26 protein-coding genes, 1 tRNA gene and 1 other RNA gene are annotated in these 24,016 nt (G+C 72.6%); 18 read left to right on the top strand and 10 right to left on the bottom strand.

Annotated features, from left to right (window positions below):
• Positions 1-37: 37 nt before the first annotated feature.
• The 3 genes from AC1DZC_RS07925 to AC1DZC_RS07935 form a co-directional block, all read right to left on the bottom strand.
• Positions 38-122: transfer RNA gene (locus AC1DZC_RS07925), tRNA-Ser, on the bottom strand.
• Positions 123-172: 50 nt separating this feature from the next.
• Positions 173-709, bottom strand: a complete 537-nt coding sequence (locus AC1DZC_RS07930; protein WP_477042864.1) for a DUF2510 domain-containing protein — start codon at positions 707-709, stop codon at positions 173-175.
• A 13-nt stretch (positions 710-722) separates the two neighbouring features.
• Positions 723-1,949, bottom strand: a complete 1,227-nt coding sequence (locus AC1DZC_RS07935) for a DUF2510 domain-containing protein (RefSeq protein WP_477042865.1) — start codon at positions 1,947-1,949, stop codon at positions 723-725.
• Positions 1,950-2,038: 89 nt separating this feature from the next.
• Between AC1DZC_RS07935 and AC1DZC_RS07940 the strand changes: the two genes are divergently transcribed.
• A complete protein-coding gene (locus AC1DZC_RS07940) occupies positions 2,039-2,368 on the top strand; it encodes a hypothetical protein (RefSeq protein ID WP_477042866.1) in 330 nt (109 codons plus the stop codon).
• Here the strand turns inward: AC1DZC_RS07940 and sthA are convergent.
• Positions 2,358-3,806 carry a Si-specific NAD(P)(+) transhydrogenase gene (gene sthA / locus AC1DZC_RS07945; RefSeq protein WP_477038512.1) on the bottom strand — a complete coding sequence of 483 codons (1,449 nt, stop codon included), beginning with the start codon at positions 3,804-3,806 and terminating at the stop codon, positions 2,358-2,360. The genes AC1DZC_RS07940 and sthA overlap by 11 nt on opposite strands.
• A gap of 91 nt (positions 3,807-3,897) precedes the next feature.
• On the opposite strand from sthA, the gene AC1DZC_RS07950 reads away from it, so the two are divergent.
• Both AC1DZC_RS07950 and ffs read left to right on the top strand, forming a co-directional pair.
• Positions 3,898-4,638 (top strand): AAA family ATPase, encoded by a 741-nt coding sequence (locus AC1DZC_RS07950; RefSeq protein ID WP_477042867.1) that lies wholly within the window; start codon positions 3,898-3,900, stop codon positions 4,636-4,638.
• Between the two features lie 7 nt (positions 4,639-4,645).
• Positions 4,646-4,742: signal recognition particle sRNA small type (gene ffs, locus AC1DZC_RS07955), an RNA gene on the top strand.
• Positions 4,743-4,823: 81 nt separating this feature from the next.
• Here ffs and AC1DZC_RS07960 read toward each other — a convergent pair.
• Together AC1DZC_RS07960 and AC1DZC_RS07965 are read right to left on the bottom strand one after the other, a co-directional pair.
• Positions 4,824-5,417, bottom strand: a complete 594-nt coding sequence (locus AC1DZC_RS07960) for a hypothetical protein (protein WP_477042868.1) — start codon at positions 5,415-5,417, stop codon at positions 4,824-4,826.
• A gap of 629 nt (positions 5,418-6,046) precedes the next feature.
• Entirely contained in the window at positions 6,047-6,469 is a 423-nt protein-coding gene (locus AC1DZC_RS07965) for an Lrp/AsnC family transcriptional regulator (protein WP_477042869.1), read from the bottom strand.
• Positions 6,470-6,547: 78 nt separating this feature from the next.
• Here AC1DZC_RS07965 and AC1DZC_RS07970 point away from each other — a divergent pair, with 78 nt between their 5' ends.
• The 3 genes from AC1DZC_RS07970 to AC1DZC_RS07980 all read left to right on the top strand — a co-directional run bounded on the left by AC1DZC_RS07970 (position 6,548) and on the right by AC1DZC_RS07980 (position 9,283).
• Positions 6,548-7,141, top strand: coding sequence for a LysE family translocator (locus AC1DZC_RS07970; protein WP_477042870.1), 594 nt, complete (start codon positions 6,548-6,550; stop codon positions 7,139-7,141).
• A gap of 103 nt (positions 7,142-7,244) precedes the next feature.
• Positions 7,245-7,928 (top strand): ABC transporter ATP-binding protein, encoded by a 684-nt coding sequence (locus AC1DZC_RS07975; protein ID WP_477038507.1) that lies wholly within the window; start codon positions 7,245-7,247, stop codon positions 7,926-7,928.
• The gene (locus AC1DZC_RS07980) at positions 7,925-9,283 is read left to right on the top strand and encodes an FtsX-like permease family protein (protein ID WP_477042871.1); all 1,359 of its coding nucleotides are present in this window, start codon (positions 7,925-7,927) and stop codon (positions 9,281-9,283) included. Before AC1DZC_RS07975 ends, AC1DZC_RS07980 begins: the two co-directional genes overlap by 4 nt.
• A gap of 88 nt (positions 9,284-9,371) precedes the next feature.
• On the opposite strand, the gene AC1DZC_RS07985 is transcribed toward AC1DZC_RS07980, so the two are convergent.
• The gene (locus tag AC1DZC_RS07985) at positions 9,372-9,977 is read right to left on the bottom strand and encodes a hypothetical protein (protein ID WP_477042872.1); all 606 of its coding nucleotides are present in this window, start codon (positions 9,975-9,977) and stop codon (positions 9,372-9,374) included.
• A gap of 42 nt (positions 9,978-10,019) precedes the next feature.
• On the opposite strand from AC1DZC_RS07985, the gene AC1DZC_RS07990 reads away from it, so the two are divergent.
• From AC1DZC_RS07990 to AC1DZC_RS08005, 4 genes are read left to right on the top strand one after another with little or no spacing between them, the layout of a single operon-like run.
• Complete coding sequence (locus AC1DZC_RS07990) at positions 10,020-12,230, top strand: DNA polymerase III subunit gamma and tau (RefSeq protein ID WP_477042873.1); 2,211 nt, start codon at positions 10,020-10,022, stop codon at positions 12,228-12,230.
• Positions 12,227-12,697: a VOC family protein gene (locus AC1DZC_RS07995; RefSeq protein ID WP_477042874.1), complete on the top strand. Its 471-nt coding sequence runs from the start codon at positions 12,227-12,229 to the stop codon at positions 12,695-12,697. The genes AC1DZC_RS07990 and AC1DZC_RS07995 overlap by 4 nt, the downstream gene beginning before the upstream one ends.
• Before the next feature lie 10 nt (positions 12,698-12,707).
• On the top strand, positions 12,708-13,307 hold the full coding sequence (recR, locus tag AC1DZC_RS08000; protein ID WP_477038502.1) for a recombination mediator RecR: 600 nt from the start codon (positions 12,708-12,710) through the stop codon (positions 13,305-13,307).
• Positions 13,308-13,320: 13 nt separating this feature from the next.
• Positions 13,321-13,896 (top strand): DUF5063 domain-containing protein, encoded by a 576-nt coding sequence (locus AC1DZC_RS08005; protein WP_477038501.1) that lies wholly within the window; start codon positions 13,321-13,323, stop codon positions 13,894-13,896.
• Positions 13,897-13,943: 47 nt separating this feature from the next.
• Here AC1DZC_RS08005 and AC1DZC_RS08010 read toward each other — a convergent pair whose 3' ends face one another.
• Complete coding sequence (locus tag AC1DZC_RS08010) at positions 13,944-15,044, bottom strand: ABC transporter permease (RefSeq protein ID WP_477042875.1); 1,101 nt, start codon at positions 15,042-15,044, stop codon at positions 13,944-13,946.
• Complete coding sequence (locus AC1DZC_RS08015; RefSeq protein ID WP_477042876.1) at positions 15,041-15,943, bottom strand: ABC transporter ATP-binding protein; 903 nt, start codon at positions 15,941-15,943, stop codon at positions 15,041-15,043. Before AC1DZC_RS08015 ends, AC1DZC_RS08010 begins: the two co-directional genes overlap by 4 nt.
• 149 nt (positions 15,944-16,092) lie before the next feature.
• On the opposite strand from AC1DZC_RS08015, the gene AC1DZC_RS08020 reads away from it, so the two are divergent.
• The 8 genes from AC1DZC_RS08020 (at position 16,093) to AC1DZC_RS08055 (ending at position 23,471) form a co-directional block, all read left to right on the top strand.
• Positions 16,093-17,367 (top strand): aspartate kinase, encoded by a 1,275-nt coding sequence (locus tag AC1DZC_RS08020; RefSeq protein ID WP_477038498.1) that lies wholly within the window; start codon positions 16,093-16,095, stop codon positions 17,365-17,367.
• A gap of 4 nt (positions 17,368-17,371) precedes the next feature.
• Positions 17,372-18,421 carry an aspartate-semialdehyde dehydrogenase gene (locus AC1DZC_RS08025; protein ID WP_477042877.1) on the top strand — a complete coding sequence of 350 codons (1,050 nt, stop codon included), beginning with the start codon at positions 17,372-17,374 and terminating at the stop codon, positions 18,419-18,421.
• A 143-nt stretch (positions 18,422-18,564) separates the two neighbouring features.
• Entirely contained in the window at positions 18,565-18,924 is a 360-nt protein-coding gene (locus AC1DZC_RS08030; protein ID WP_477042878.1) for a GntR family transcriptional regulator, read from the top strand.
• Complete coding sequence (locus AC1DZC_RS08035; RefSeq protein WP_477042879.1) at positions 18,921-19,805, top strand: ATP-binding cassette domain-containing protein; 885 nt, start codon at positions 18,921-18,923, stop codon at positions 19,803-19,805. The genes AC1DZC_RS08030 and AC1DZC_RS08035 overlap by 4 nt, the downstream gene beginning before the upstream one ends.
• Entirely contained in the window at positions 19,802-20,539 is a 738-nt protein-coding gene (locus AC1DZC_RS08040) for a hypothetical protein (RefSeq protein ID WP_477042880.1), read from the top strand. The genes AC1DZC_RS08035 and AC1DZC_RS08040 overlap by 4 nt, the downstream gene beginning before the upstream one ends.
• 72 nt (positions 20,540-20,611) lie before the next feature.
• Positions 20,612-21,970 (top strand): sensor histidine kinase, encoded by a 1,359-nt coding sequence (locus AC1DZC_RS08045; protein ID WP_477038493.1) that lies wholly within the window; start codon positions 20,612-20,614, stop codon positions 21,968-21,970.
• Entirely contained in the window at positions 21,958-22,620 is a 663-nt protein-coding gene (locus tag AC1DZC_RS08050) for a response regulator (protein ID WP_477042881.1), read from the top strand. The genes AC1DZC_RS08045 and AC1DZC_RS08050 overlap by 13 nt, the downstream gene beginning before the upstream one ends.
• Positions 22,617-23,471: a DUF4097 family beta strand repeat-containing protein gene (locus AC1DZC_RS08055; protein WP_477042882.1), complete on the top strand. Its 855-nt coding sequence runs from the start codon at positions 22,617-22,619 to the stop codon at positions 23,469-23,471. Before AC1DZC_RS08050 ends, AC1DZC_RS08055 begins: the two co-directional genes overlap by 4 nt.
• Here AC1DZC_RS08055 and AC1DZC_RS08060 read toward each other — a convergent pair.
• Positions 23,450-23,989 carry a GNAT family N-acetyltransferase gene (locus AC1DZC_RS08060; RefSeq protein ID WP_477038490.1) on the bottom strand — a complete coding sequence of 180 codons (540 nt, stop codon included), beginning with the start codon at positions 23,987-23,989 and terminating at the stop codon, positions 23,450-23,452. The two genes, AC1DZC_RS08055 and AC1DZC_RS08060, sit on opposite strands and share 22 nt — an antisense overlap.
• Between the last annotated feature and the right edge of the window lie 27 nt (positions 23,990-24,016).

Here is a 24,016-nt window from a genome sequence, read left to right on the forward strand (position 1 = left end):
GGGCCCGTGAGCAGCTGCTCACGGGCCCTTCGACCGGCGGAGGATGGGGGATTCGAACCCCCGAGGGCTTTCACCCAACACGCTTTCCAAGCGTGCGCCATAGGCCACTAGGCGAATCCTCCCGGCCGACAGAGGATACCCGAACGCGGGCTCCTGACCGAACCGCCCGGGCTCAGGTGTCCCAGGTGTACCAGAGCAGGTGCGTGCGCTCGTGGTCGATGTACAGGTCGATGGTCACGGGGCCGCTGGAGCCGTCGGGGCGGGTGCCCATGGCGGAGCAGCTCATGACGAACGCCTCGGCGCCCGGCGCGGGGAGCCGGACGATGTCGCGGGCGTCGCGCGCGACCGCGGCGCCGGTGACAGAGGCGAGCGGGTCGAGGTCCTTCTCGACAGCGGCCAGCTGGATGGCCTCGTCGGCGACGTCGTCGCACGTCATCGTCGTCACGGATCCGACGTTCCCGCGGTCGTGCTGCTCGCGGTAGACCGGGATGGCAGCGGCGACCATCAGAGCGACCACCACCGTGCCCGCGGCGATGCCGCCGGCGATCAGCAGACCGGTCCGGGGTGCCCGCCGGACCGGCTCGACGGCAGGCGGGACCTGCCCCGTCGACGCCGGACCGTAGTGCTCGGTCCAGAACCGGCCGTCGAACCAGCGGACCGCGGACGGGTCCTTGGGGTCCGGGTACCAACCGGGTGCCGCGTTGTTCATGGTCCTGTCCGGATCACTCGTCCCAGGCGTAGGCGACGAGCTGCTGGGTGCTCGAGTCGATGTAGAGGTTGGCCGTGACCGGCGCCGTGGTGCCGTCCGGCTTGGTGCCGGTGCCGACACAGCTCAGGACGAATGCCGGGTCCCCGCCCGCGGACGGGACGCGCACCGAGCCGCGGTTGTCCTGCGACATCGACACCCCGGTCATCGAGACCAGCGGGCCGGCGTCCTGCGACTGCCCGGCGTCGGAGATCTGCACGGCGTAGTCGGCCACCTGCTCGCAGGTCACCCCGTCGAGACCGATGCCCGACGCCTCCGACCTGGCACGCTGGTTGAGGTACACCGGGATGGCGATCGCCGCGAGGATGGAGATCACGACGAACCCGACGACGATCGACGCCAGGACGATCAGCGTGATCTTCCCGCCGCCCATCTTCTTCTTGGCGGGCTGCTCCCACGGCTGCGGTCCGCCCTGCCAGGGCTGGCCGGGCGGCGGGAAGCCGGGTGCCGGTGCGGTCGGGGGCGCCGGGAAGGCGGCGGGCGCCTGGCCGAACGGTGCCTGGCCGAACGCGGCCGGCGGCTGCCCGAACGGAGCGGGCGGCTGCCCGAACGGGACGGGGGCCGGAGCGATCGGGGGGAGCGACTGGGCCACGTAGGGCGGGAGATCGGGCTGCGCGACGGGCGCGGGTGCGTACTCGGCGCCGTACTGCGCCGGAGCCGGCGTGAACTCGGCGCCGTACTGCGACGGGGGTGCCGACGGGGCCGGCGCGTACTGCTGCGGAACGCCGGGCATCGCCGGCGGTGCCGGTGCGAAACCCTGGCCGTAGGGCGGCGCGGCCGGCTGCGAGTAGGGCTCGGCGGCGGCCTGCTCGGGCGCGACCGGCTGCTCGGGTGCGGCCGGCTGCCCGGGAGCGGTCGGCTCGGCGACGGCAGCAGCCGCGGGCTCGTCGTACCCGTACTCGTCCTCGAACTCGTCCGGCTCGTCGGGCTCGAGCAACGGGATGACCATCGCGACGGGCGGGTGCGGGCTGGGCACCTCCTCGGTGCGTGCCGGCAGCGTCGCGACGGCGGCGCGGGGGCGCGTCGCCTCGGCGGCCTCGGCGGTCGGTACGGGTGGCGGCAGAGGGGCGGATCCGGGTTCGGGCGCGGGCTGGCTGTTCGCCGTCCAGGTCTGGCCGTCGAACCACCGCACGCGTGTCCGGTCCGCCGGGTCGCGGTACCAGCCCTGAGGTGTCGTGTTCATCGTGAAATGGACATCGGCACGGGGACGCCGCTGCTGAAGCCCGAGTTTGTTGCCATTGCGTGACGGCTCAGCCACGTAGTCTGCGCGCCATGGACGCGACCGAGGCGGTTCCGCCTGCCCCAGCGCCGGGTCGGCGGAGGCGGACGCTCCTCGTCGTCGGGGTCGCCCTCGCCTGCGGGTTCATCGCCTTCATGTCCGTGATCGTGTGGGCGCTGCAGGGTCTCGACACCGCCGAGGCGCGTGAGTCCTGGCCTCTGGTGGTCCTGGCCGTCGCCGTCGTCACCCCGCTCGTCGTCGGTTACGTGCTGCGACGGTGGCGCGGGGTCAGCTGGGGTGCGCTGGGCCTCGTCGGCGGCGTCTTCCTGACGTTCGTCGGCGTCTCCGTGGTCGGGATCGTCGTCGCGTCCCTCAGAGGCTGAAGCGCGCCACCTGGCGGATCTTGTTGGTCGCGTCGAGCGCGGCGACCTTGTACGCCTCGGACAGCGTCGGGTAGTTGAGGACGGTGTCGACGAGGTAGTCGACGGTCCCGCCGCACGCCATGATCGCCTGGCCGATGTGCACGAGGTCAGTGGCCGACGTCCCGAAGATGTGCACGCCCAGCAGCTCGCGGGTCTCGGTGTGCACCAGCAGCTTGAGCATCCCGTACGAGTCGCCGACGATTTGCCCGCGGGCAAGCTCGCGGTAGCGCGCGACGCCGACCTCGTAGGGGACCGCCGCCGTCGTGAGCTCCTCCTCGGTGCGACCGCAGTAGGAGATCTCGGGGATCGTGTAGATGCCGATGGGCTGGACCGACTGCAGCTCGCGGGCCGGCTCCCCGAACGCGTGGTACGCCGCGAGGCGCCCCTGGTCCATGCTCGTCGCGGCGAGCGCGGGGAAGCCGATGACGTCGCCGACCGCGAAGATGTTGGGCACGATCGTCCGGTACTGGTCGTCGACCTTGATGCGTCCGCGCGAGTCCGCCGACAGGCCGGCGTTCTCCAGCTGCAGCGAGTCGGTCTGACCCTGCCGGCCGGCCGAGTACATGACCGCGTCGGCGGCGATCCGCTTGCCCGACGCGAGGCGCGTGACCGTCCCGTGCGTGTTGCTCTCGACGCCGGCCACCTGCTCGCCGAACCGGAACGACACCGACAGGTCGCGCAGGTGGAACTTCAGCGACTCAGCCACCTCGGGGTCGCACATCTCGAGCATCGCGGGCCGCTGGTCGATGACGGTCACCCGGGTGCCGAGTGCCGCGAACATCGACGCGTACTCGATGCCGATGATGCCGGCGCCGACGACGACCATCGACCCCGGCACGCTGTCCAGCTCGAGCACGCCGTCGGAGTCGAGCACCCGGCTCTCGTCGAACTGCACGGTGTCGGGGCGGTGCGGCTTCGAGCCGGTCGAGATGACGACGAACCGCGCCGTGATCGTCGTCGGATGGGCCCCGCCGTCCTCGACCGCGATCGTGTGCCGGTCCACGAACGAGCCCGTGCCGTTGAGGATGTCGACGTGGTTGCGCAGCAGCTGCGCGCGGATGACCTCGATCTCGCGGCCGATCACGTGGTGCGTGCGGGCGAACAGGTCGTCCATCGTGATGTCGGACTTCACGCGGTAGCTGGCGCCGTAGACCTCCCGCTGCGCCATGCCGGTGAGGTACATGACGGCCTCGCGCAGCGTCTTGCTGGGGATGGTCCCGGTGTTGACCGAGACGCCGCCCATCATGTGCCGGCGCTCGATGATCGCGACCTTGTGCCCGAGCTTCGCGGCGGCGATCGCCGCCTTCTGGCCGCCCGGTCCGGAGCCGATGACGGCGAGGTCGTAGTCGTAAGGACCTTCGTCGGGAGCAGGCACGTCCAGCACTTCCTCAACCGTCATGAGCGCAGTCTGCCCACAATCCTGCTCCTGCGTGAGGGCCTTGGCACATCGGTAACCCACCGGACACACCCGGATGTGCTGAGGTGTCCCGATGAGCCCTCTGCCCGTGCGCGCCGTCCGCGTCCAGGACCGGGAGCCGGTCCCGCGCGACGTCTGGTTCACGCACGTGCCCGCGGTGGCGCAGGTGCTGCGCGAGGGCTGGCCGCTCGACCAGGTCACGGTCCTCGTCGGCGACAACGGGGCCGGCAAGTCCACGCTCGTCGAGGCCGTCGCGATGGCGTTCGGCATGGGCGCCGAGGGCGGGTCCACCGGCTCCATGCACGCGACCCGCGCCACCGAGTCCGACCTGTGGCAGCACCTGCTCCTCGAACGCGAGGCCGGAGGACCTCGGCGCGGGTACTTCCTGCGCGCCGAGACGATGCACTCGTTCTACACGTACCTCGAGGCGAACCCGGGAGGCCCTGAGCCCGCCTTCCACGAGATGTCGCACGGCGAGTCGTTCCTGTCCCTCATCACCGACCGCATGACGCCCGATCGCCCCGGCTTCTTCCTTCTCGACGAGCCCGAGTCGGCCCTGTCGTTCACCGGCTGCCTCGCTGTCGTCTCGCACCTGACCACACTGGTCCGCACGAGCTCGTCGCAGGTCCTCCTCTCGACCCACTCGCCCGTGCTCGCGGCCATCCCGGGCGCGACGATCTACGAGGTCGGCGACTGGGGCATGCGCCGCAGCGAGTGGGAGGAGCTCGACCTCGTCCAGCGCTACCGCGGCTTCCTCGACGACCCTCGGCGCTACCTGCGGCACGTGATCGAGGACCCCTCCTGGCTGGGCTAGAATCGTCCACGACCCCTCGTGCGGCGTCATCTCGCTGAACTCCCCCAGGGCCGGAAGGCAGCAAGGGCAGGTGAGCTCTGGCGGGTGTGCGGGGGGTCCTCGCATGCCCGGAGACGTCCGCGACCCTCGGCCGCACCCGCACCCGACCGCCCCCGCTCGGCTCCGCGAGAACAACCTCAACGACGTCATGAGAACGCTTGCCGTTCATGTCGTTGTTCTCGAGCGGCACCCAGGGCGTCGCGGACGGTGAGACCCACCGTGCCGATGTCGTGGTGGGTGAACCGCAGGAGGTCGATCGCGCCGCGCATGAGCATCGCGTTCTGGCGGCTGCGGTCTCGAAGCAGCGCATCGGGTCGTTCGTGGAACTCGCGCCCGTCGATCTCGGCGACGAGCCACCGGTTCCCCGGCAGCCGCCATCCCATGTCGCCGCGCCCGAGGAATCGGCCGTCGGGTGCCTTGATCTCTACCTGCAGCTCGTCCGGCGCGACGCCGGCGTCCACGCAGTCGAGCCGCGCAAGGGTCTCGAGCGGAGACTCGGCGCGACCGTCGACGAGCGCGATCCAGGCTGGCGCCTCCGCACAACCGCGTCGACCACTCAACCGGGTCTGCAGGCCGTCCAGCTGAGTCGGCGAGAGCATCCCGCGATGGACGAGGTCGTCGAGAACTGCCACGGAATGGACCCGCCCCAGTGCCGGGATCGCGGTGAGCAGCGCATACGGCACCGTCGCGATCCGGCGGTCGCCGAACCGGGTCAACGCGACCTCGGCGAGCTGTCGCACGAGCATGCCGTCGCGGCGCTTCCCGAACACCCCATGGGGAAGCGCGACCTCGGGACGGATGTCCAGCGGGAGCCCGCGGACACCGTGCAGCGCCAGGGCGGCAGGACCGACGGCGACCGCGTCCGGACCGTAGGCGAGCATGCCGAGCCACGCAGCGCGTCGTCGGCGATGATCCGGTTCGCGTCGGCGGTCGCGCGCCGGCTCGGTGTCGTAGACGCCCCGCGTCGGGCGAGCCCAACGGCCATCGGCGACCAGGCGGCTCCGCATCCCCATCGTCACACCGAGTGCATCGCACTGGTGCGACGAGACGAGATCCTCCTGGCGATAGGCGAGCGAGCGCAGCGAAGCCGGCGGCTCGAACTTCGGGCGCATGCCTGATCCGACCATCCGGACCTGGCGCGCGAGAGCGACCCGGCACTCGCCGAACCACACCGGGGCTGTGGGCACGTCACGGCCGCCCGGCCCCTGAGCCCGATGTACGCCGCGAGAACAACCTCATGAGCGCCAAGAGCATTCATGACGTCGTTCAGGTTGTTCTCGCGCGGGCAGGGGGCAGGGGCGGGGGCAGGGGCGGGCTCGGGGAAGGGGAGCGGCGGGCGGGCGGGGCGGGGGCGTCGCTCGGGCGGTCTTCAGCCGCGCAGGGCCAGGCGGGTGAACGTCTGGCCGGCGCCGGCCTCGCGCTTGAGCCGGCGGACGAGCTGGTCCAGCGCCGACGGGTCCGCGACGACCGCGTGCAGCAGGTAGTCGTACGAGCCGGTCACGTGGACGGCGTCGAGCACCTGCGGGAAGCCGCGCGCGAGCGCCGCCGTGAACTCCTCGTTCGTCGTCCCGTCGGCCATCCGCACCTCGACGAAGACCTCCAGACCCGCCGGCAGCGACGCGGACGAGCCGGTCAGGACCGTGAAGCCGCGGATGGTGCCGCTGTCGACGAGGCGGCGGACGCGGTTGGCGGCAGCGTTCGGGGACAGGCCGACCCGCTCGCCCAGGTCGCTGTAGGGAAGCCGCCCATCGAGCGTCAGCTCGCGCAGGATTGCCTCGTCGATGGGGTCCATGCAGCGATCATCGCAGTTCCACGACGATATCCGCAGTTTCCGCGTGACCTCGTCGGAACCCGGAACCACGCTGGCCCCATGTCAGCGTTCCTGCTCGGTGCGCTCGCCGGGCTCGCCGTCGCGATGCCCGTCGGGCCTGTCGGCGTGCTCCTGATGCGCAGCGGGCTGGTCGACGGGCTGCGCGTGGCGGTCGCGGCGGCGTGCGGGATCGCGACGGTCGACCTGCTGTACGGGGTCGTGGCGGTGGCGGTCGGCGCGCCCGTGAGCGGGCTCGTCGAGGCGCACGAGCGGGCGATCCGCGTCGTCAGCGCGGCGGTGCTCGTGGCGATCGGCGTGTACGGGCTGCTCAGGCGTCCGCAGCCCGACCAGGCGAGAGAGCCGGGATCGACGCACGGCACCTACCTGCGGTTCGTCGGGCTCACCGCGGTCAACCCGCTCACGGCGGTGACGTTCACGACCGTCGCGATCGGCATGGCCGCCGGCCTCGGCGGAGCCTGGTCGGCGGCGGTCGCGTTCGTCGCCGGCGTCGGTCTGGCGTCGCTGACCTGGCAGCTCGTGCTGGCGCTGTCGAGCGGACTGCTGGGGATGCGGATCCCCGAGGCGGCCAAGAGGTGGGTCTCGATCGCCGGGTCGGCGGTCGTCGTGCTGGTCGGCGTCGCGGTGCTCGTCTGAACCCTGGGGTGGACCGCCGTCCCCCTAGGGGTGCACGGACCGGCGCCCAGGACGCGCCCGTGGGCCGACGACCGACCGTGGGACCGTCGGCGACGCTGGACACATGAGCATCGAACCTCGGCTGTCCGCCCGCGGGCTGGTCAAGACCTTCGGCAGCACCACCGCACTGGCCGGCGTGGACGTGAACCTCCTCGATGGCGAGTCGCTCGCCGTCATGGGCCCGTCCGGCTCCGGCAAGTCGACGCTGCTGCACTGCCTCGCCGGCATTCTCGTGCCGGACCAGGGATCCGTGTCGCTGAAGGGACGCGACGTCGGCGCCCTGAACGACCGCGAGCGCTCGCTGCTGCGGCGCCAGCACTACGGCTTCGTGTTCCAGTTCGGTCAGCTGCTCTCGGAGCTGCCCGCGGTGGAGAACGTCGCGCTGCCGGCCATGCTGCTCGGCGCGAGCCGCAAGGACGCGACCGCGCAGGCGATGCGCTGGCTCGGCTCGCTCGGGCTCGCCGGGATGGAGGGCCGGCGCCCGGGCGAGCTGTCCGGCGGCCAGGCGCAGCGGGTCGCGGTCGCGCGTGCCCTGATCACCGGGCCGGACGTGGTCTTCGCCGACGAGCCGACGGGTGCGCTCGACCAGTCGACCGGCTACGACGTCATGCGGATCCTCGTCGAGACGACGAAGGCTGCGGGGGCCTCGCTCGTCGTCGTGACCCACGACGCGCAGGTCGCGGACTGGTGCGACCGACGGATCGAGGTGCGCGACGGGCTCGTCGTCGGGGCCGGGGTCCCCCGATGAATCCCGTCGTCGCCCTCGCGCCCCGGTTCCAGCGCGCCGGCGGCCGCGACTCGCGCGTCACCACCGTGCTCGCCATCACGGCGTTCGCCGTCACCACCGGTCTGACGCTGTGCGTCGTCGGCGGCCTGCTCGGCTTCATCACGCGTGCCGACGAACCCCTGGCGCCCGGCGAGACCGACATCCGCTCCGTCTACGAGATCCTCGCGTGGGTCGCGGTCGTCCTGCTCGTCGTCCCCCTGGTCACGCTCGGCGGCAGCGCCGCTCGCCTCGGGGTCGCCCGCCGCGACGCGCGTCTTGCCACGCTGCGCCTGCTCGGCGTGACGTCGCGCGAGGTGGTCGGGCTGACCCTCGTCGAGACCGCCTGGCAGGGTCTGATCGGCGCACTCCTCGGCATCGCGCTCTACGGGCTGCTGCTGCCGTTCGCCGCGATGCTGCCGTTCCAGGGGACGACGTTCACGGTCGGTGAGCTGTGGGTGGGGTGGCAGGGGCTGCTGATCGCGCTGGTCGCGGTGCCTCTGCTCGCCGGGCTGTCCGGGGCGTTCTCGCTGCGTCGGGTCGCGATCTCGCCGCTCGGGGTCGCGCGACGGACCATGCCCAAGGCGCTGGGCTTCGTCCGGCTGCTCGTCGCGCTCGCCGGGATCGGGCTGTTCATGATCGTCAGCGCGGTCGGGGGTGCACTCGGTGCGGCCGCGATCGCCGCGCTCGTCGGCGCCCTGGCGGTCGGCTTCGCGACGCTCAACGCGGTCGGGCCGTGGGTGCTCGGCCTCGTCGGCAAGGTCCAGCTGCGCCGCGCGACGACGCCCGCGCGACTCCTCGCGGCCCGCCGCCTGCTCGACGACCCTCGTGCCGCCTGGCGCGTGGTCGGCGGGCTCGGGCTGGCCGGGTTCGTGGCCGGTGCGCTCGCCGTGATCCCGTCCCTGACCCGGGTGGACGCGTCGCAGGACCCGCAGGGCGCGATCCTGCTGGACGACCTGGTCACCGGGGCACTCGTGACGCTGGTCGTCGCGTTCCTGCTGGCGGCCGTCTCCGCGGGGATCGCGCAGGCGGCAGCGGTGCTCGACCGTCGTCGCGAGATCGCCCTGCAGAACCTGGCCGGGATGCCCGTCGAGCTGCTCGACTCCGTGCGCCGGCGGTCCGTGCTGGTGCCGCTGCTCTTCGTGTCGGTCGGGTCGGCGGCGGTCGCGCTGCTCATGTGCCTGCCGTTGCTCGGCACCGTCGCGGTGACCGACCCGACCGGGCTGCTGCTGCTGCTCACGTTCCTGGCGGTCGGGTGCGCGCTGGTGTTCGCGGCCACCGAGACGTCGCGCCCGCTGCTGCGGTCGGTGCTCGCCGACACGGTGGTGCGCGCGGACTGAGCCACCCGGGCGACCGGGCTCAGGTCCGACATCTCGACAGTCGATACGTGGAGGGAACGTATCGACTGTCGAGATGGAGGATCTCCGCTCAGGGGAGGGCCTCGCGACACTCGTCGATCGCCTCGTGGGCCCAGCGGACCTGCTGCGGCGTGCCCCAGCGCTGCGCGGCGTCGAGGGCCTTCTCGAACTCGGTCAGGGCGGCCGCCGGGTCGCCGGCGTCGAACAGCGACCAGCCACGGTTGTTGTGCAGGGCGACGCGCCAGCGCAAGGTGCGCTCGTCGGTGACGGCCTCCAGGACGCCGAGCGCGCGCGTCGTCGCGGAGTCCGATCGCGCCGGGTCGGCGATCGCGAGCATGTGCAGGGCGTCGACGACGAGGAACGGGTCGACCTTCTCGGTGGCGGCCTCCTCGAAGAACGGGATCGCCTGCGCAGCGCGGCCGGCGCTGTTGTGGACCCTCCCGTGCTCCAGGGCCAGGCGCGCGCGGACGGTCGGGGTGTCGCCGTCGATCGTCGAGAGCAGCGCCGCGGCCTCGTCGTACCGCTCCTGCAGGCCGAGGCTGCGGGCGACCTGGGTGAGGAGCTCGTCCCGTGCGCTGCCGGTCGTCTGCGCAGCAGCCGTGCGGAGGCGGTCCTCGCTCGCGACCGGGTCGGAGAAGTCCCAGAGCTCGTCCAGCGCGCGTTGATCGATCGCCACGAACGGATCGTAGGTGTTGGCGGGGGCGTCTAGGGTTCTGGCGTGAGCACAGCCCTGTACCGGCGGTACCGGCCCGAGAACTTCGCCGAGGTGATCGGGCAGGACCACGTCACCGCACCCCTGCGGCAGGCGCTGCGCAGCGGCCAGGTCAACCACGCGTACCTGTTCTCCGGCCCGCGCGGCTGCGGCAAGACGACGTCCGCGCGCATCCTGGCCCGCATCCTGAACTGCGCCCAGAACACCGAGGAGAGCCCGACCGACACCCCGTGCAACGTGTGCGAGTCGTGCGTCGAGCTGGCGCGCGGCGGCCCGGGCAGCCTGGACGTCGTCGAGATCGACGCGGCGAGCCACGGCGGCGTCGACGACGCGCGCGAGCTGCGGGAGCGCGCCACGTTCGCGCCCGCGCGCGACCGGTACAAGGTGTTCATCCTCGACGAGGCCCACATGGTGTCCAACCAGGGCTTCAACGCGCTGCTCAAGATCGTCGAGGAGCCGCCGCCGCACATCAAGTTCATCTTCGCGACGACGGAGCCGGACAAGGTCATCGGAACCATCCGCTCGCGGACGCACCACTACCCGTTCCGGCTGGTCCCGCCGGACGTCCTGGTCCCGTACCTGCAGCAGCTCTGCGACTCCGAGCACGTCCAGGTGGCCTCCGGCGTGCTGCCGCTGGTCGTGCGCGCGGGTGGCGGATCCGTCCGCGACACCCTCTCGGTCCTCGACCAGCTGATCGCCGGGTCCGGGGGTGCCGAGCTCGCGTACGAGGGCGCGGCCGACCTGCTGGGGTACACCCAGGCCTCGCTGCTCGACGACGTCGTGGAGGCCGTGGCGGCCCGCGACGGTGCGTCTGCCTTCCGGGTGGTCGACCGCGTCATCTCGACCGGACACGAGCCGCGCCGGTTCGTCGAGGACGTGCTCGAACGCTTCCGCGACCTCATCGTCATCGCCGCGTCGGGGGACGCCGCCGAGGCCGCCCTGCGCGACGTGCCCTCCGACCAGCTGACGCGGATGCGGCTGCAGGCTGGGCACCTGGGCGCCTCCGAGCTGTCGCGGTCGGCCGACCTGGCCAACGCCGCGCTCACCGAGATGACCGGCGCGACCTCCCCGCGCCTGCACCTCGAGCTGCTCATGGCGCGGCTGCTGCTGCCGGCCGCCGAGGACACCCGGTCGTCGATCGGCGCCCGCCTCGACCGGCTCGAGCGCGGGCTGCCCGCCGACGGGGTCCGCGTCCCGGTCGCCACGACTCCCGCGGCCCACCCGCCGCCGGAGCCGGCCCCGCGTCCTGCTCCCACGGCCGCACCGGTGGCCGACCCGGCGCCCGTGCCTGCCCCCGCAGCCGAGACGCCGCCCGTCGCGCGTCCGGCCGAGCAGGCGCCGCGAGCGGTCACCGAGCCCACCGACGTGCCGGCCGTGCCCGATGACGTGCCCGACTCGCCGGCCGAGCGTGACGTCGAGGCAGGGTCCGATTTCGAGCCGGTCGTCCCCGAGCCGGTGGAGGCGGTCGAGACCCAGCCCGCCGCCGTCGTCGAACCCGAGCCCGTCGCAACGCCTGCGCCGGTCGTCGCACCGGCGCCGGTCGCTTCCGCGCCGGCCGGTGGCGGTCCGGAGACCGAGGTCATCCGTCGGCGCTGGCCCGAGGTGCTCGAGACCGTCAAGGGCCTGCGCCGCGTGACCTGGGCGCTCATCGACCCGCGCAACGCGCAGGTCGCGGACCTCGACGCGACGACCCTGCGCATCGCGTTCGACAACCCCGCGCTCGCGACCACGTTCCGGAACGGCGCCCACGCGGACGTCGTCGCCCGAGCCGTGCGCGAGACCCTCGGGTTCGACGTGCGCGTCGAGGGCATCCTCGCCGAGCAGGCCGCGGCCGCGACGGCCGTCAAGGAATCCCCCGTCCGCCCGGTGAACGACCGCGAGAACCCGCGCGCGGTCACCCCGGCCGAGGCGGCGGCGTCCTGGGACGACGAGCCGCCCGCCGCCGAGCCCCCGCTGGACGACCCGGGCGAGCCGGCCCACGCGCCCGAACCGCCGGAGGACCTCGACGCCACCGGCCCGGGGCCGCAGGGATCCGCCCGGGAGCGCGGCATGGCCGCGGCGCGCGAGTCGGCGGCCCGGGTCGTGCCCGGGGTGCCCGACGAGCCGTCGCCGGACGACCCGGAGATCAGCGGCTCCTCCCTGATCGGTGCGCCGCTGGTGGCGCAGATGCTCGGCGGCACGGTCATCGACGAGCAGCTGGACGACGGCACGGCGTGACCGAGGGTGAGGGTGCCGAGCGCGAACCGTCGGGGAGCGCAGGCGACCTGCACCACCTGGAGATCTGGGTCGGCGACCTGACGGCTGCGGAGCGGTCGTGGGGCTGGCTGCTCACCGCGCTCGGCTACCGGGAGAGGGACCGCTGGACGGGCGGCGTGAGCTGGTCGCGGCCGGACGGACCGTACGTCGTGCTCGAGTCGGGCCCGGACGTCGTCGCGACCCGTCACGACCGCCTCCGACCGGGCCTGAACCACCTCGCGTTCCACGCGGGCTCCCGCAGCGACGTGGATCATCTGGTGGTCCAGGCCCCGGAGCATGGGTGGACGCTGCTCTTCGCGGACCGGCACCCGTTTGCGGGCGGCCCGCAGCACTACGCGGCGTACCTCAAGGACGACAGCGGCTTCGAGGTCGAGCTCGTGGCCGGCGGGGCCCGCGCGCCCGCCGGTTCCGCGGACCCGACCCCGTAGGCTGGCGGGCGTGTACGAGGGTGCGGTCCAGGATCTGATCGACGAGCTCGGGCGGCTGCCCGGCGTCGGTCCCAAGAGCGCCCAGCGCATCGCGTTCCACCTGCTCGCGGCGGACCCGGCGGACGTGCGACGGCTCGCCGACGCGCTCACCGAGGTCAAGCTGCGGGTCCAGTTCTGCGAGATCTGCGGCAACGTCGCGCAGGAGACGCAGTGCCGCATCTGCCGCGACCCGCGCCGCTCGCTGGCCACGATCTGCGTGGTCGAGGAGCCCAAGGACGTCGTCGCGATCGAGCGCACCCGCGAGTTCCGCGGCCGGTACCACGTGCTCGGCGGCGCCATCAACCCGATCGCGGGTGTCGGTCCCGACGACCTGCGCATCCAGTCGCTGCTCACGCGGCTGGCCGACGGCACGGTCACCGAGGTGATCCTCGCCACGGACCCCAATGTCGAGGGCGAGGCGACAGCGACGTACCTGGCGCGCATGCTGGTACCGATGGGCCTGACGGTCAGCCGGCTCGCCTCGGGTCTGCCGGTCGGCGGCGACCTGGAGTACGCCGACGAGGTCACGCTCGGGCGGGCATTCGAAGGTCGACGCCGGATCAGCGCGTAGGGAGGACGGGACGATGACACCGCACCAGACGACGGTCGACGCCGACCTGCGGGACATCGCGGTCTCCGTGGCCGACGAGGCACGCCGCTACCTGAGCACGGTCACCGAGGTCGCGGCCGGCTCCGCCCCCGACGCCGCCCTGCCGCTCCTGCTGCTGGCCGTCTCCGACATCCTCGCCTCGGGCGCCCGCCTGGGCGCGACGACCGACGTGGTGCCGCTCGAGCGGTTCGAGCCGGACCTTGGCCCGGACCCGGACGTCGACCCGCTGCGCGCCAACCTGGCCAACGTGTTCGAGGGCATCGACGAGTACGCCGAGGTCGTCGACCCGCTGCTGGGCGTCGAGGTCGAGCGCTCGAGCGTCTCCGGCGACCTCGTCGCCATCGCCGGGGCCCTGGCCCAGGGCCTGCGCCACTACGAGAGCGGCCACGTGCTCGAGGCCCTGTGGTGGTGGCAGTTCAGCTACCTGTCCGACTGGGGCGAGCGCGCGTCGAGCGTGCTGCGCACCCTGCAGGCGATCCTCGCCCACCTGCGCCTCGACGTGGAGGACGACGTCGCTGCCGAGGCGGAGTACGACGCGCTCCAGCCGTGACGTCCGAGCAGACGTAGGCCAGGGCGCACCTCTGGTCGGACGTTGCGCTACGCCACGCGCGTGCCGCGGGCCAGCTTCTTCTGCGGGATGCGCAGGCGGCGGACGGCGACCGTGAAGCCGGCGGCGCCGAGCAGGAGGTTGGCGCCCAGGCCCCAGAACCAGAACGGGTTGTCGGAGATCTCCGGCCGCTCCAGCGGGGTGCCGTTCACCCAGCACTCGTCGGTCGAGGTGGTGCCCGCGCGGAGGATCCGGACGCCCGAGCGGATGACGGCCAGCGGATCGTCGAAGGGCTCCGGTCCCGTGCGGGCCGCCTCGGCACCGTCCGCGAGGACCACGAACGGGTTGATGCCCAGCAGCCACCAGGTCCGTTCGGTGTGCGCGACGTCGCGCTGCGCGGTCACGTAGTCGCACTCGTAGTCCTGGCCGTCGGCCGTCGGGACCGTCGTGTAGACCTGCACGGTCTCCTCGCGGGTGATCGACGGGTACGTCGTCGCGAAGAGGATCGGGGTGAGCAGGGTCAGCGCGGCGACCGTCAGGAACGTCAGCACGGTGGACCCGGCCGTGCGCGCGACGAGCGACGAGTAGCCCAGACCGATCCCGCAGACGGCGGCCAGCAGCAGTGCGACGATCACCACGACCCGGACCAGCGACATCACCGGCGTGCCGCCCATGACGAGCGCGAGGATGAGGAACGGCAGGCTCGCGACGAGGAACGCGCACGCGGCGAACCAGGCGGCGAGCACCTTTCCCGCGGCGATCTGCGACGGCGTCAGGAGCGTGACCTGCAGCGTCGCCAGCGTGCCCGCGTTGCGGTCGCCGTTGATGCCGGTCGATGTGAGCGTCGGCGTGACCAGCAGGCCCAGGCCGAGCACCAGGAACGAGACGACGGCGAACAGCAGCGGGCCGTTCGACGAGGACGAGGCGGCGTCGTCCGACAGGGTCGCCAGAGCGCCGGACGTGAGCAGGGTGATGCCGCCGACCACCACGAACCACACGACCAGAGCGACGATCCACCGCGTGGACCGCACGCGCTGCCGAAGCTCCAGCACGGTGACGGTCCAGACGCCCGACCACCAGCCACCCCGCTCGGTGGGGACGGACGGCTCGATCGGAGGGTCGACCTCGAGCTCCACGGTCTGCGTCGTCATCGCCGGTCCTCCTCGAGCGCCAGGTAGGCGTGCTCCAGGGCGCCGCCGACGGGATGGAGGGACACGATCGGGACGCCGGCCGCGACCGCGTCCGCGACGAGCTGCGCCGCACCCTCGTCGCCGTCGATCTCGACGAGGACCGCTCCGGGTGCGTCGCCGGGCCGCCACTGCGCCCCGACGGAGGTGAGCCAGGCCGGCAGCGCGTCGGTGAGGGCTCGGACGTGCCAGGACCGCTGGGAGGGAGCCTGGGACGGGATCACCGTGCGGCCGCGGGAGAGGAAGACGGCGTCGTCGGCCATCTCCTCCAGCTCGGACAGGACGTGGCTGGAGACGAGCACCGCGGTGCCGTCGTCGGCGAGGCGCCGCAGCAGGATCCGCAGGTCGACGCGCGACCGTGGGTCCAGGCCGCTGGCGGGCTCGTCGAGGAGCAGGACGTCGGGGGAGTGCACGAGCGCGCGGGCCAGGCCGAGGCGCTGCTTCTGCCCGCGGGACAGGACGCTGGCCGGGCGGTCGGCGAACTCGGTGAGGTGGACGGTCTCGAGCAGCTCGGCAGCCCTGGAGCCGGCGTCGCGCACGCGGTAGGCGCGGCCGAACGTGGTCAGGACCTCGCGCGCGGTCAGCGAGTCCCAGGTGCCGAACGTGTCGGGCATCCAGCCGGTGCGGGCGCGGGCTCCGCGGCTGTCGAGCACGGGGTCGATCCCGGCGATGAGCGCCTGGCCGCTGTCGGGCACCAGCAGCCCCGCCAGCACCAGCAGCAGCGTCGTCTTGCCCGAGCCGTTCGGGCCCACCAGTGCCGTCACCGCACCGGCCCGCGCCGTCAGGTCCACGCCGTCGAGGGCCCGCACACGACCGAAGGCGCGGCGCAGGCCGCTGACCTGGATACCGGCGTCGTCGTCCATGGGCGACACGCTAGGACCGGGACGACGTCGGCGTCCCGGAAGTCTGTGAAGTGTCTGTGTCGATCCGGCATCTGAAACCGCGTTTCCAGCAGATGAACACCGCCGTACACTCGCCCGGTCCAATCCCGAGCCCGCGAAAGAGCTCCCCCGTGGCCCTGATCGTGCAGAAGTACGGCGGTTCCTCCGTCGCCGACGCCGCCAGCATCAAGCGTGTCGCCAAGCGGGTCACGGAGGCGAAGCGGGCGGGCCACGACGTGGTGGTCGTCGTCAGCGCGATGGGTGACACGACGGACGAGCTCATCGACCTCGCCCGGCAGGTCACGCCGCTGCCGCCGCAGCGCGAGATGGACATCCTCCTGACCGCGGGCGAGCGCATCTCGATGTCGCTCCTGGCGATGGCGATCCACAACCTGGGCGTCGAGGCCAAGTCGTTCACCGGCCAGCAGGCGGGCGTGCTCACCGACGAGGCCTACGGCAAGGCCCGCATCATCGACGTGACGCCCAGCCGCATCCGGCAGACGATCGCGCAGGGGTCCGTCGCGATCGTCGCCGGGTTCCAGGGCGTGAACCCGTCCACCAACGACGTGACGACGCTCGGCCGCGGCGGCTCGGACACCACGGCGGTCGCGCTGGCGGCAGCCCTGAAGGCCGACGTCTGCGAGATCTACACGGACGTCGACGGCGTGTTCACCGCCGACCCGCGGATCGTGCCGAACGCGCGCAAGCTCGAGCGGGTCACGTACGACGAGATGCTGGACCTCGCGGCGAGCGGCGCCAAGGTGCTCGTCCTGCGCTGCGTCGAGTACGCCCGCCGCTACGGGGTACCGATCCACGTCCGTTCGTCGTTCAGTACTCATACCGGCACGCTCGTGACAGACGAGCCCGCCCCCGAAGGAGAGACCGTGGAGCAGCCGATCATCGCGGGCGTCGCGCACGACCGCAGCGAGGCCAAGATCACCGTCGTCGGCGTCCCGGACGTGCCCGGCAAGGCCGCGCGCATCTTCGAGGTCGTCGCCGCCGCCGGCGTCAACATCGACATGATCGTGCAGAACGTGTCGGCCGCCTCGACCGGCCTGACGGACATCTCCTTCACGCTCCCGGCCACGGACGGCGCCGCCGGCACGGCCGCGCTCACCGAGCACCAGCCGGATATCGGCTTTGCGTCGCTGCAGTACGACGACACGATTGGCAAGCTCTCGCTCGTCGGCGCGGGCATGAAGTCGCACCCCGGCGTCTCGGCACGGTTCTTCGCCGCGCTGTCCGACGCGGGCATCAACATCGAGATGATCTCGACGTCGGAGATCCGGATCTCCGTGGTCACCCGGGCGGACTCGCTGGACGAGGCCGTACGCGCGGTGCACACGGCTTTCGATCTGGACTCCACGTCGGACAAGGCCGTCGTGTACGGCGGGACGGGACGGTAGGGCTGTGGGACTCAACATCGCGGTGGTCGGTGCGACCGGCCAGGTCGGCGGCGTCATGCGCCGGCTGCTCGAGGAGCGCGACTTCCCCGTCGACTCCATCCGCTACTTCGCCTCGCCGCGGTCCGCGGGCACGACGCTGCCCTGGAAGGGCACCGACGTCGTCGTCGAGGACATCTCCACGGAGGACCTGTCCGGGATCGACGTCGCCCTGTTCTCCGCCGGCGGCGCGGCCTCGAAGGTCCACGCCCCGCGGTTCGCCGCGGCCGGCGCGCTGGTCATCGACAACTCGTCCGCCTGGCGTCGCGACCCCGAGGTCCCGCTGGTCGTCTCCGAGGTGAACCCCGCTGCGATCGCCGACGCGGTCAAGGGCATCATCGCCAACCCGAACTGCACCACCATGGCCGCGATGCCGGTGCTCAAGGTGCTGCACGACGAGGCCGGCCTGACCCGTCTCGTCGTCTCCACCTACCAGGCCGTCTCCGGCTCGGGCCTCGCCGGTGCCGACGAGCTCGACAGCCAGATCCGCGCGGCGGTCGAGCAGGACACGCTCGCGCTGGTCCACGACGGTTCCGCGGTCACCCTGCCCGAGCCGGTCAAGTACGTCGCGCCCATCGCGTTCGACGTCATCCCGCTGGCCGGCTCGCTGGTCGACGACGGCTCGTTCGAGACCGACGAGGAGCAGAAGCTGCGGCACGAGTCGCGCAAGATCCTCGACATCCCGTCGCTGCTCGTCTCCGGCACCTGCGTGCGCGTGCCGGTGTTCACCGGGCACTCGCTGTCGATCAACGCGGAGTTCGCCTCGGCCCTCAGCCCCGAGCGTGCGCTCGAGCTGCTCGCCGACGCCCCCGGTGTCGTCGTGACCGACGTCCCGACCCCGCTGCACGCCGCCGGCAAGGACCCGTCCTTCGTCGGCCGCCTGCGCCAGGACGAGGGCGTGCCGGACGGTCGCGGGCTCGCGCTGTTCGTCAGCAACGACAACCTGCGCAAGGGGGCCGCCCTCAATGCGGTCCAGATCGCCGAGCTCGTCGCCGCCCAGCGCCTGACCACCGTCTGACCACTGCAACGTCCGCACTCGTGGGGCCTATAGCCCTCACGAGTGCGGACGTTGTTGTCTCTTTAGCGGCCCATCAGGGTTGCGCCTCTCACTGGTTCTATGGTTAGTTGGTCATGTAATGAACCAGTGAGGAGGTGATCGGCGTGTTCGACGGACGAGATCCGCTGTACGTGCAGATCGCCGACCAGATCCGGGCGGACGTGCTGTCGGGCGCGCTGCAGGCGGAGGAGCAGGTCATGTCGACCACGCAGTACGCGACGACGTTCCGGATCAACCCGGCGACCGCGGCCAAGGCGTTCACCGAGCTCGTCGACGAGGGCGTGCTCTACAAGCGTCGGGGCATCGGGATGTTCGTCGCGCCGGGCGCCCGCGAGCGGCTGCTCACCCAACGCCGGGCCGCGTTCTTCGCGGACGTCGTCGACCCGGTCGCGGCGCAGGCGAAGGTCCTCGGCATCCCGGTCGAGGACATCATCCAGCACCTGAGGAACGGGGGACCGCGATGAGCGGCTTCGGTGTGCAGGTCAGCGACCTGACGGTCCGGTACGGCGACACGACCGCGCTGGACGGCGTCTCGTTCGCCCTGAGGCCCGGTGTGATCACGGGGCTGCTCGGGCGCAACGGCTCGGGCAAGACGACGGCGCTGTCGGTGCTCGCGTCGTTCCTGCCCAAGAGCGACGGGACCGTGCTCGTCGACGGGGAGGAGCCGTGGGAGAACGCACGGGTGATGGGCGGGACGTGCCTGATCCGCGAGAGCGGCGACCTGCTGCCGGACCGCCCGGTGTCCGAGATGGTGCGCATGCTGGCGAACCGGCGCGCGACATTCGACGTCGGGCTCGCGGCGAGGCTCCTCGACACGTTCGAGCTCGGGCCCGACGACCGGCCCGACCGGATGTCGCGGGGCAAGAAGTCGGCCTTCGGGGTCGTCGTCGGCATCGCGAGCCGCGCCCCGCTGACCCTCCTCGACGAGGTGCACCTCGGCATGGACGCACCCGCCCGGTACGCGTTCTACGACGCCCTCCTGGCCGACTGGCTCGAGCACCCGCGCACGATCGTCCTGTCGAGCCACCTCATCGGCGAGGTCGAGCGGTTGCTGGAGGACGTCGTCGTGCTGGACCGCGGGTCGGTGCTGGTGCAGCAGGACGCGGAGTCGCTGCGCACGCGCGGCATGACGGTCACGGGTCCGGTCGACGCGGTCGAGGCGTTCGTCGTGGGGAGGGACGTCGTGGCCCGCCAGCGACTCGGGAGCACGGTCCAGGCCACGGTCGTCGGCGCGCTTCCCGACGACGAGCGCAACGCCCGCCTGGGCGGGCTCGAGCTCGGACCCGTCCCGCTGCAGGACCTGTTCGTGCACCTCACCGACCACGCGACGGAGGCCGTCCGATGAGCACCCTGACCCTGGACGCGCCCGTGCGACGCGGGGCCGTGGACCTGACCGCCCGCTGGTTCCTGAGCGCGCAGCTCCGCGTCGCGAAGTGGTTCTGGGCGATCGCCGTCGTCGTGTCCGTGCTGGCGATCTCGGTCTACGCGCTGGTCGCCGACGAGGTCACGACGAGCGTCGTCGCCTTCGGCCGGCAGGCGACCATGTGGGTCCCGTTCTCGATCTTCATCGGCCTGACCGCCGTCTACCTGCCCGTCCACGTGGCGTCGGGGCTCACGCGTCGTTCGCTGTCCCGGGGCTCGGTGATCGGCGCCCTGAGCACCGCACTGCTGTACGGCGGCGGGTACGCGCTCCTCCTCGTGGCCGAGCGTGCGACGTACGCCGCCTTCGGGTGGCAGTGGAAGATCGCCGAGGGCGTGTCCGTGAACGTCGGGTCGTCGGGCTCGTACCTCGCGGCGTTCCTCGTCGCGAACGCGGCGACCCTCGTCGTCGCGTACGTGTCGGGACTGCTCGTCGCGGCCGTCTACCTGCGGGGCGGTGGCTGGTGGGGGACGCTGACCCTGCCGCTGACGGTCGGCCCGCTCCTGGCGTTGTCGAGCCTGCTCGGGTGGGGCACCGGGCTGTTCGGCGGTGTTCGCGGCCTCCTCCTCGGCAGCGTGCTCGCTCTGCTCGTGGCGGCGGTCCTCGCTCTCGTCTACGACCAGCTGGTGCGCGGCGCGCGGGTCCCGACCAAACGGTAGGGCTGGCCCCACCACGCGTTGGTGGGTGGGCTGGCTGTCTGGTCGTGGCCCGCGACCCCTAGCGTCTGTGTCATGACCTCAGACCTCTCGACGGACCTGGACGCGGGCAGCGCCGGCGTCCCCGGCGCCGCCGACCTGCGTGTCGTCGCGCCGGCCTTCACCGGCTGGCGGCCGCTCCTCCTCGCTCCCGTGTCGGGTGCCACCTGGGCGGGCATCTCGCAGACGGTGATCGGCGCGTTCTTCGTCGGCGCCGTGCTGACGGCCGCCGTCGTCTGGCTCTCGGTCGCCGCCGGCGTGCTGGTGCTGTTCGTCGGCATCCCGATGCTCGTCGTCGCGCTGCTCGCCGCGCGCCCGTTCGCCCGGCTCGAGCGGGCCCGCCTGCACGCGATGCTGCGGGTGGACATCGACGTCCCCACCTACAAGCGTCCGCGTCGGCCGGGCTGGTGGGCGTCCTGGACGGCGGTGCTCGGCGACAGCCGCTCCTGGGCGCACCTGGCCTACCTCGTGGTGGGGAGCCTGATCCTGACCGTCTCCACGGTGATCGTCTCGTTCGGCCTCTCGGGCGCGCTGGCACTGCTGGGCTTCGTGATCTTCTACGGCGACACGGTGACGATGCCCGTGCCCGCGCCCCTCCTGGTCGTCGCGGCGCTCGTCGCGGCCTGGGTGGGTGCGCTCGGGGTGCAGGCCTCGTCGTTCGGGCTCGTCCGCGCGGCCCGGTCGATGCTCGGCGGGTCGCCGCGTGCGGAGGCCATGGAGGCCGCGCGGCAGGCACGGGCCCGGGCCGACGAGGCCGAGGGCCGCGCCGTCGTCCTGACGCAGACCCGCACGGCCGCCGTCGGTGCCGCCGACGAGGAACGCCGCCGGATCGAGCGCGACCTGCACGACGGCGCGCAGCAGCGGCTGGTCGCCCTCGGCGTCGAGCTCGGTGCCGCCCGCCGCAAGGCGTCGAGCGACCCGGAGGCCGCCGCGGCGCTGGAGCACGCGCACCAGGAGGTCAAGGAGACCCTTGCCGAGCTGCGCGACCTCGTGCGCGGCATCCACCCGGCCGTCCTGACCGACCGCGGGCTCGACGCGGCGCTGTCGGCGCTGGCCGCCCGCAGCCCGGTGCCCGTCACTGTGGACGTGCCCGGGCCGCTCAACCGCGCCAGCACCTCCGCGCAGGCCGCCGCGTACTTCGTCGTCGCCGAGGCCCTGACCAACGTCGCCAAGTACGCCCAGGCCTCCCAGGTCACGGTGACGGCGACGATCACCCCGTCGCAGAACCTGCGGCTGCAGATCTCCGACGACGGCGCCGGCGGCGCCACCCCGACGCCCGGGAGCGGTCTGGACGGGCTGCGCAGCCGCGTCGCCGCGCTGGACGGCACCTTCGACCTGGACAGCCCGGCCGGAGCCGGCACCCGACTCACCGTGGAGGTGCCGTGCGCATCGTGATCGCCGAGGACTCCGTCCTCCTGCTCGACGGCCTGACCAGGCTGCTCGAGGCCGAGGGCCACGAGGTCACCGGCTATACGACGGCGGATCAGACCGTGGCAGCCCTCGGGGCCGGCGTACAGCTGCCCGACGTGCTCGTCACCGACGTCCGGATGCCCCCGACGCACACCGACGAGGGCCTGCGCGCGGCCGTGCACCTGCGGAGCCTGCACAAGCGGCTGCCGATCCTCGTGCTCTCGCAGTACGTCGAGCAGCGCTACGCCCAGGAGCTCTTCGCGGGCGACGTGCGCGGCCTGGGGTACGTGCTGAAGGACCGGGTGGCCGACGTCGACGAGTTCCTCGACGCCCTCGGCCGCGTCGCGTCCGGCGGCACCGTGATCGACCCCGACGTCGTCGCCCAGATCCTCGCCCGGACCAGACGGTCGGGCCTCGAGACCCTCACTCCCCGCGAACGCGACGTGCTGGGCCTCATGGCGGAGGGCCGCTCCAACGCGGCCATCGCCGAGCGGCTGGTGGTCGGCCTGCCCGCCGTCGAGAAGCACGTCACCTCCATCCTGACCAAGCTGGGGCTGGCCCAGGACGCCGACGACCACCGTCGCGTGCTGGCGGTGCTCCGCTGGCTCGAGCACGAACCGGGAGACCACTCATGACCACGACCCTCGACCGTCCGCCCGCACCGCCGCAGCGGTCCGAGGGGGCGCGCGTCCTGCTCTGGTTCGGCGCCATCCTCGGAGCGCTCATGCTCGCCGCGGGCGCCTACAGCCTGGTCAACCTGCTCGTGTACACCAACGGCGACCCGTCGACCGTGGTGGGCACGGCGTCCTACGACGCAGCACCCGTGGTCGAGATCGTGGCCGACGGCGACATCACCGTGACGACCGGGGACACCGGTGTGGACGTCGAGCGCACGTCGCGCACCGCGTCGACCGAGGCGAAGTACACGGCGTCCCTCAGCGGGGAACGCCTGATCGTGAAGCACACCTGCGACTGGTGGCGGCCCGGGTTCTGCACCGCCGGCCTGAACGTCCGGGTGCCCGAGGGCACCGAGGTCGTGGTCCGGGCCTCCGACGGGTCCGTCGAGGCGACCTCGCTGACCGGCCCGCTGACCATCCGCACGAGCGACGGGTCGACGGTCGTGGAGGACGTCTCCGGCGACGTCTCGCTGCACGCGTCGGACGGCAGCGTCTCGATCGACGACGTCCGTGGCGACGTCGACGCCCGGACCTCGGACGGCTGGATCGACGTCTCCCGCGTGACGGGCGAGGTCTCCACGCACACCGAGAACGGGCACACGACCGTCGAGGCGGTCGAGGGCGACATCGACGCCCGCGCCTCGGACGGTGACGTGACGGTCTACGGCAACGGCGAACCGGTCGCCCTGACGATCGCGGCCCGCGACGGCAGCCAGACCGTCGACGCCCCGACCGACCCCAACGCCTCCGTCAAGGTCGGCATCCACACCGCCGACGGCGACGCGTCCTACCTGGGGCCGCGCAGCTGATACCCGGCGCGGTCGATCGCGTACACATGGGCCGGGACACCGTTCGACGGAACGACGGTGTCCCGGTCCAGGTGCATCCCGAGCTTGGTCATCACGCGCTCCGAGGCCGTGTTCTCGACGTGGCAGACGCTCACCACGCGGTCCAGGCCCACGTCCTCGAACGCGAACGCCAGCACCGCCTCCGCACCCTCCGTGGCCAGCCCTCGCCCCCACGCCGCCCGCGAGAGCCGCCAGCCGATCTCGACCGCCGGCAGGATCTCCGGCAGGAACGCCGGCACGGCCAGGCCGACCCAGCCGACGAGGTCGCCGTCCTCCTCGGCGGCGAACAGCCCGAATCCCTGGGCCTCCCACGCCGCGCGGAACCGGTCCAGCGCGGCGGCCGTCTGCGCACGGTCCCGCGGGCTCCCGTCGCCGATCCAGCGCATGACCTCCGGGTCCGCGTCGATGGCGGCCAGGGCGTCCAGGTCGTCGTCGCGCCACTGCCGCAGCAGCAGCCGGTCGGTGGTGAGCTCGGTCATCAGACCTCCCAGGAACACGACGGCCGG

Source organism: Cellulomonas sp. P2_B4, from assembly GCF_056404795.1.

Coding starts and splice junctions, on each gene's coding strand:
- AC1DZC_RS08055 (WP_477042882.1), top strand. CDS start 22,617: ATGACCACGACCCTCGACCGTCCGCCCGCACCGCCGCAGCGGTCCGAG.
- AC1DZC_RS08060 (WP_477038490.1), bottom strand. CDS start 23,989: ATGACCGAGCTCACCACCGACCGGCTGCTGCTGCGGCAGTGGCGCGAC.
- AC1DZC_RS07980 (WP_477042871.1), top strand. CDS start 7,925: ATGAATCCCGTCGTCGCCCTCGCGCCCCGGTTCCAGCGCGCCGGCGGC.
- AC1DZC_RS07935 (WP_477042865.1), bottom strand. CDS start 1,949: ATGAACACGACACCTCAGGGCTGGTACCGCGACCCGGCGGACCGGACA.
- sthA (WP_477038512.1), bottom strand. CDS start 3,806: ATGACGGTTGAGGAAGTGCTGGACGTGCCTGCTCCCGACGAAGGTCCT.
- AC1DZC_RS08035 (WP_477042879.1), top strand. CDS start 18,921: ATGAGCGGCTTCGGTGTGCAGGTCAGCGACCTGACGGTCCGGTACGGC.
- AC1DZC_RS08045 (WP_477038493.1), top strand. CDS start 20,612: ATGACCTCAGACCTCTCGACGGACCTGGACGCGGGCAGCGCCGGCGTC.
- AC1DZC_RS08005 (WP_477038501.1), top strand. CDS start 13,321: ATGACACCGCACCAGACGACGGTCGACGCCGACCTGCGGGACATCGCG.
- AC1DZC_RS07930 (WP_477042864.1), bottom strand. CDS start 709: ATGAACAACGCGGCACCCGGTTGGTACCCGGACCCCAAGGACCCGTCC.
- AC1DZC_RS08040 (WP_477042880.1), top strand. CDS start 19,802: ATGAGCACCCTGACCCTGGACGCGCCCGTGCGACGCGGGGCCGTGGAC.
- AC1DZC_RS07975 (WP_477038507.1), top strand. CDS start 7,245: ATGAGCATCGAACCTCGGCTGTCCGCCCGCGGGCTGGTCAAGACCTTC.
- AC1DZC_RS07970 (WP_477042870.1), top strand. CDS start 6,548: ATGTCAGCGTTCCTGCTCGGTGCGCTCGCCGGGCTCGCCGTCGCGATG.
- AC1DZC_RS07940 (WP_477042866.1), top strand. CDS start 2,039: ATGGACGCGACCGAGGCGGTTCCGCCTGCCCCAGCGCCGGGTCGGCGG.
- AC1DZC_RS07950 (WP_477042867.1), top strand. CDS start 3,898: ATGAGCCCTCTGCCCGTGCGCGCCGTCCGCGTCCAGGACCGGGAGCCG.
- AC1DZC_RS07965 (WP_477042869.1), bottom strand. CDS start 6,469: ATGGACCCCATCGACGAGGCAATCCTGCGCGAGCTGACGCTCGATGGG.
- AC1DZC_RS08010 (WP_477042875.1), bottom strand. CDS start 15,044: ATGACGACGCAGACCGTGGAGCTCGAGGTCGACCCTCCGATCGAGCCG.
- AC1DZC_RS08015 (WP_477042876.1), bottom strand. CDS start 15,943: ATGGACGACGACGCCGGTATCCAGGTCAGCGGCCTGCGCCGCGCCTTC.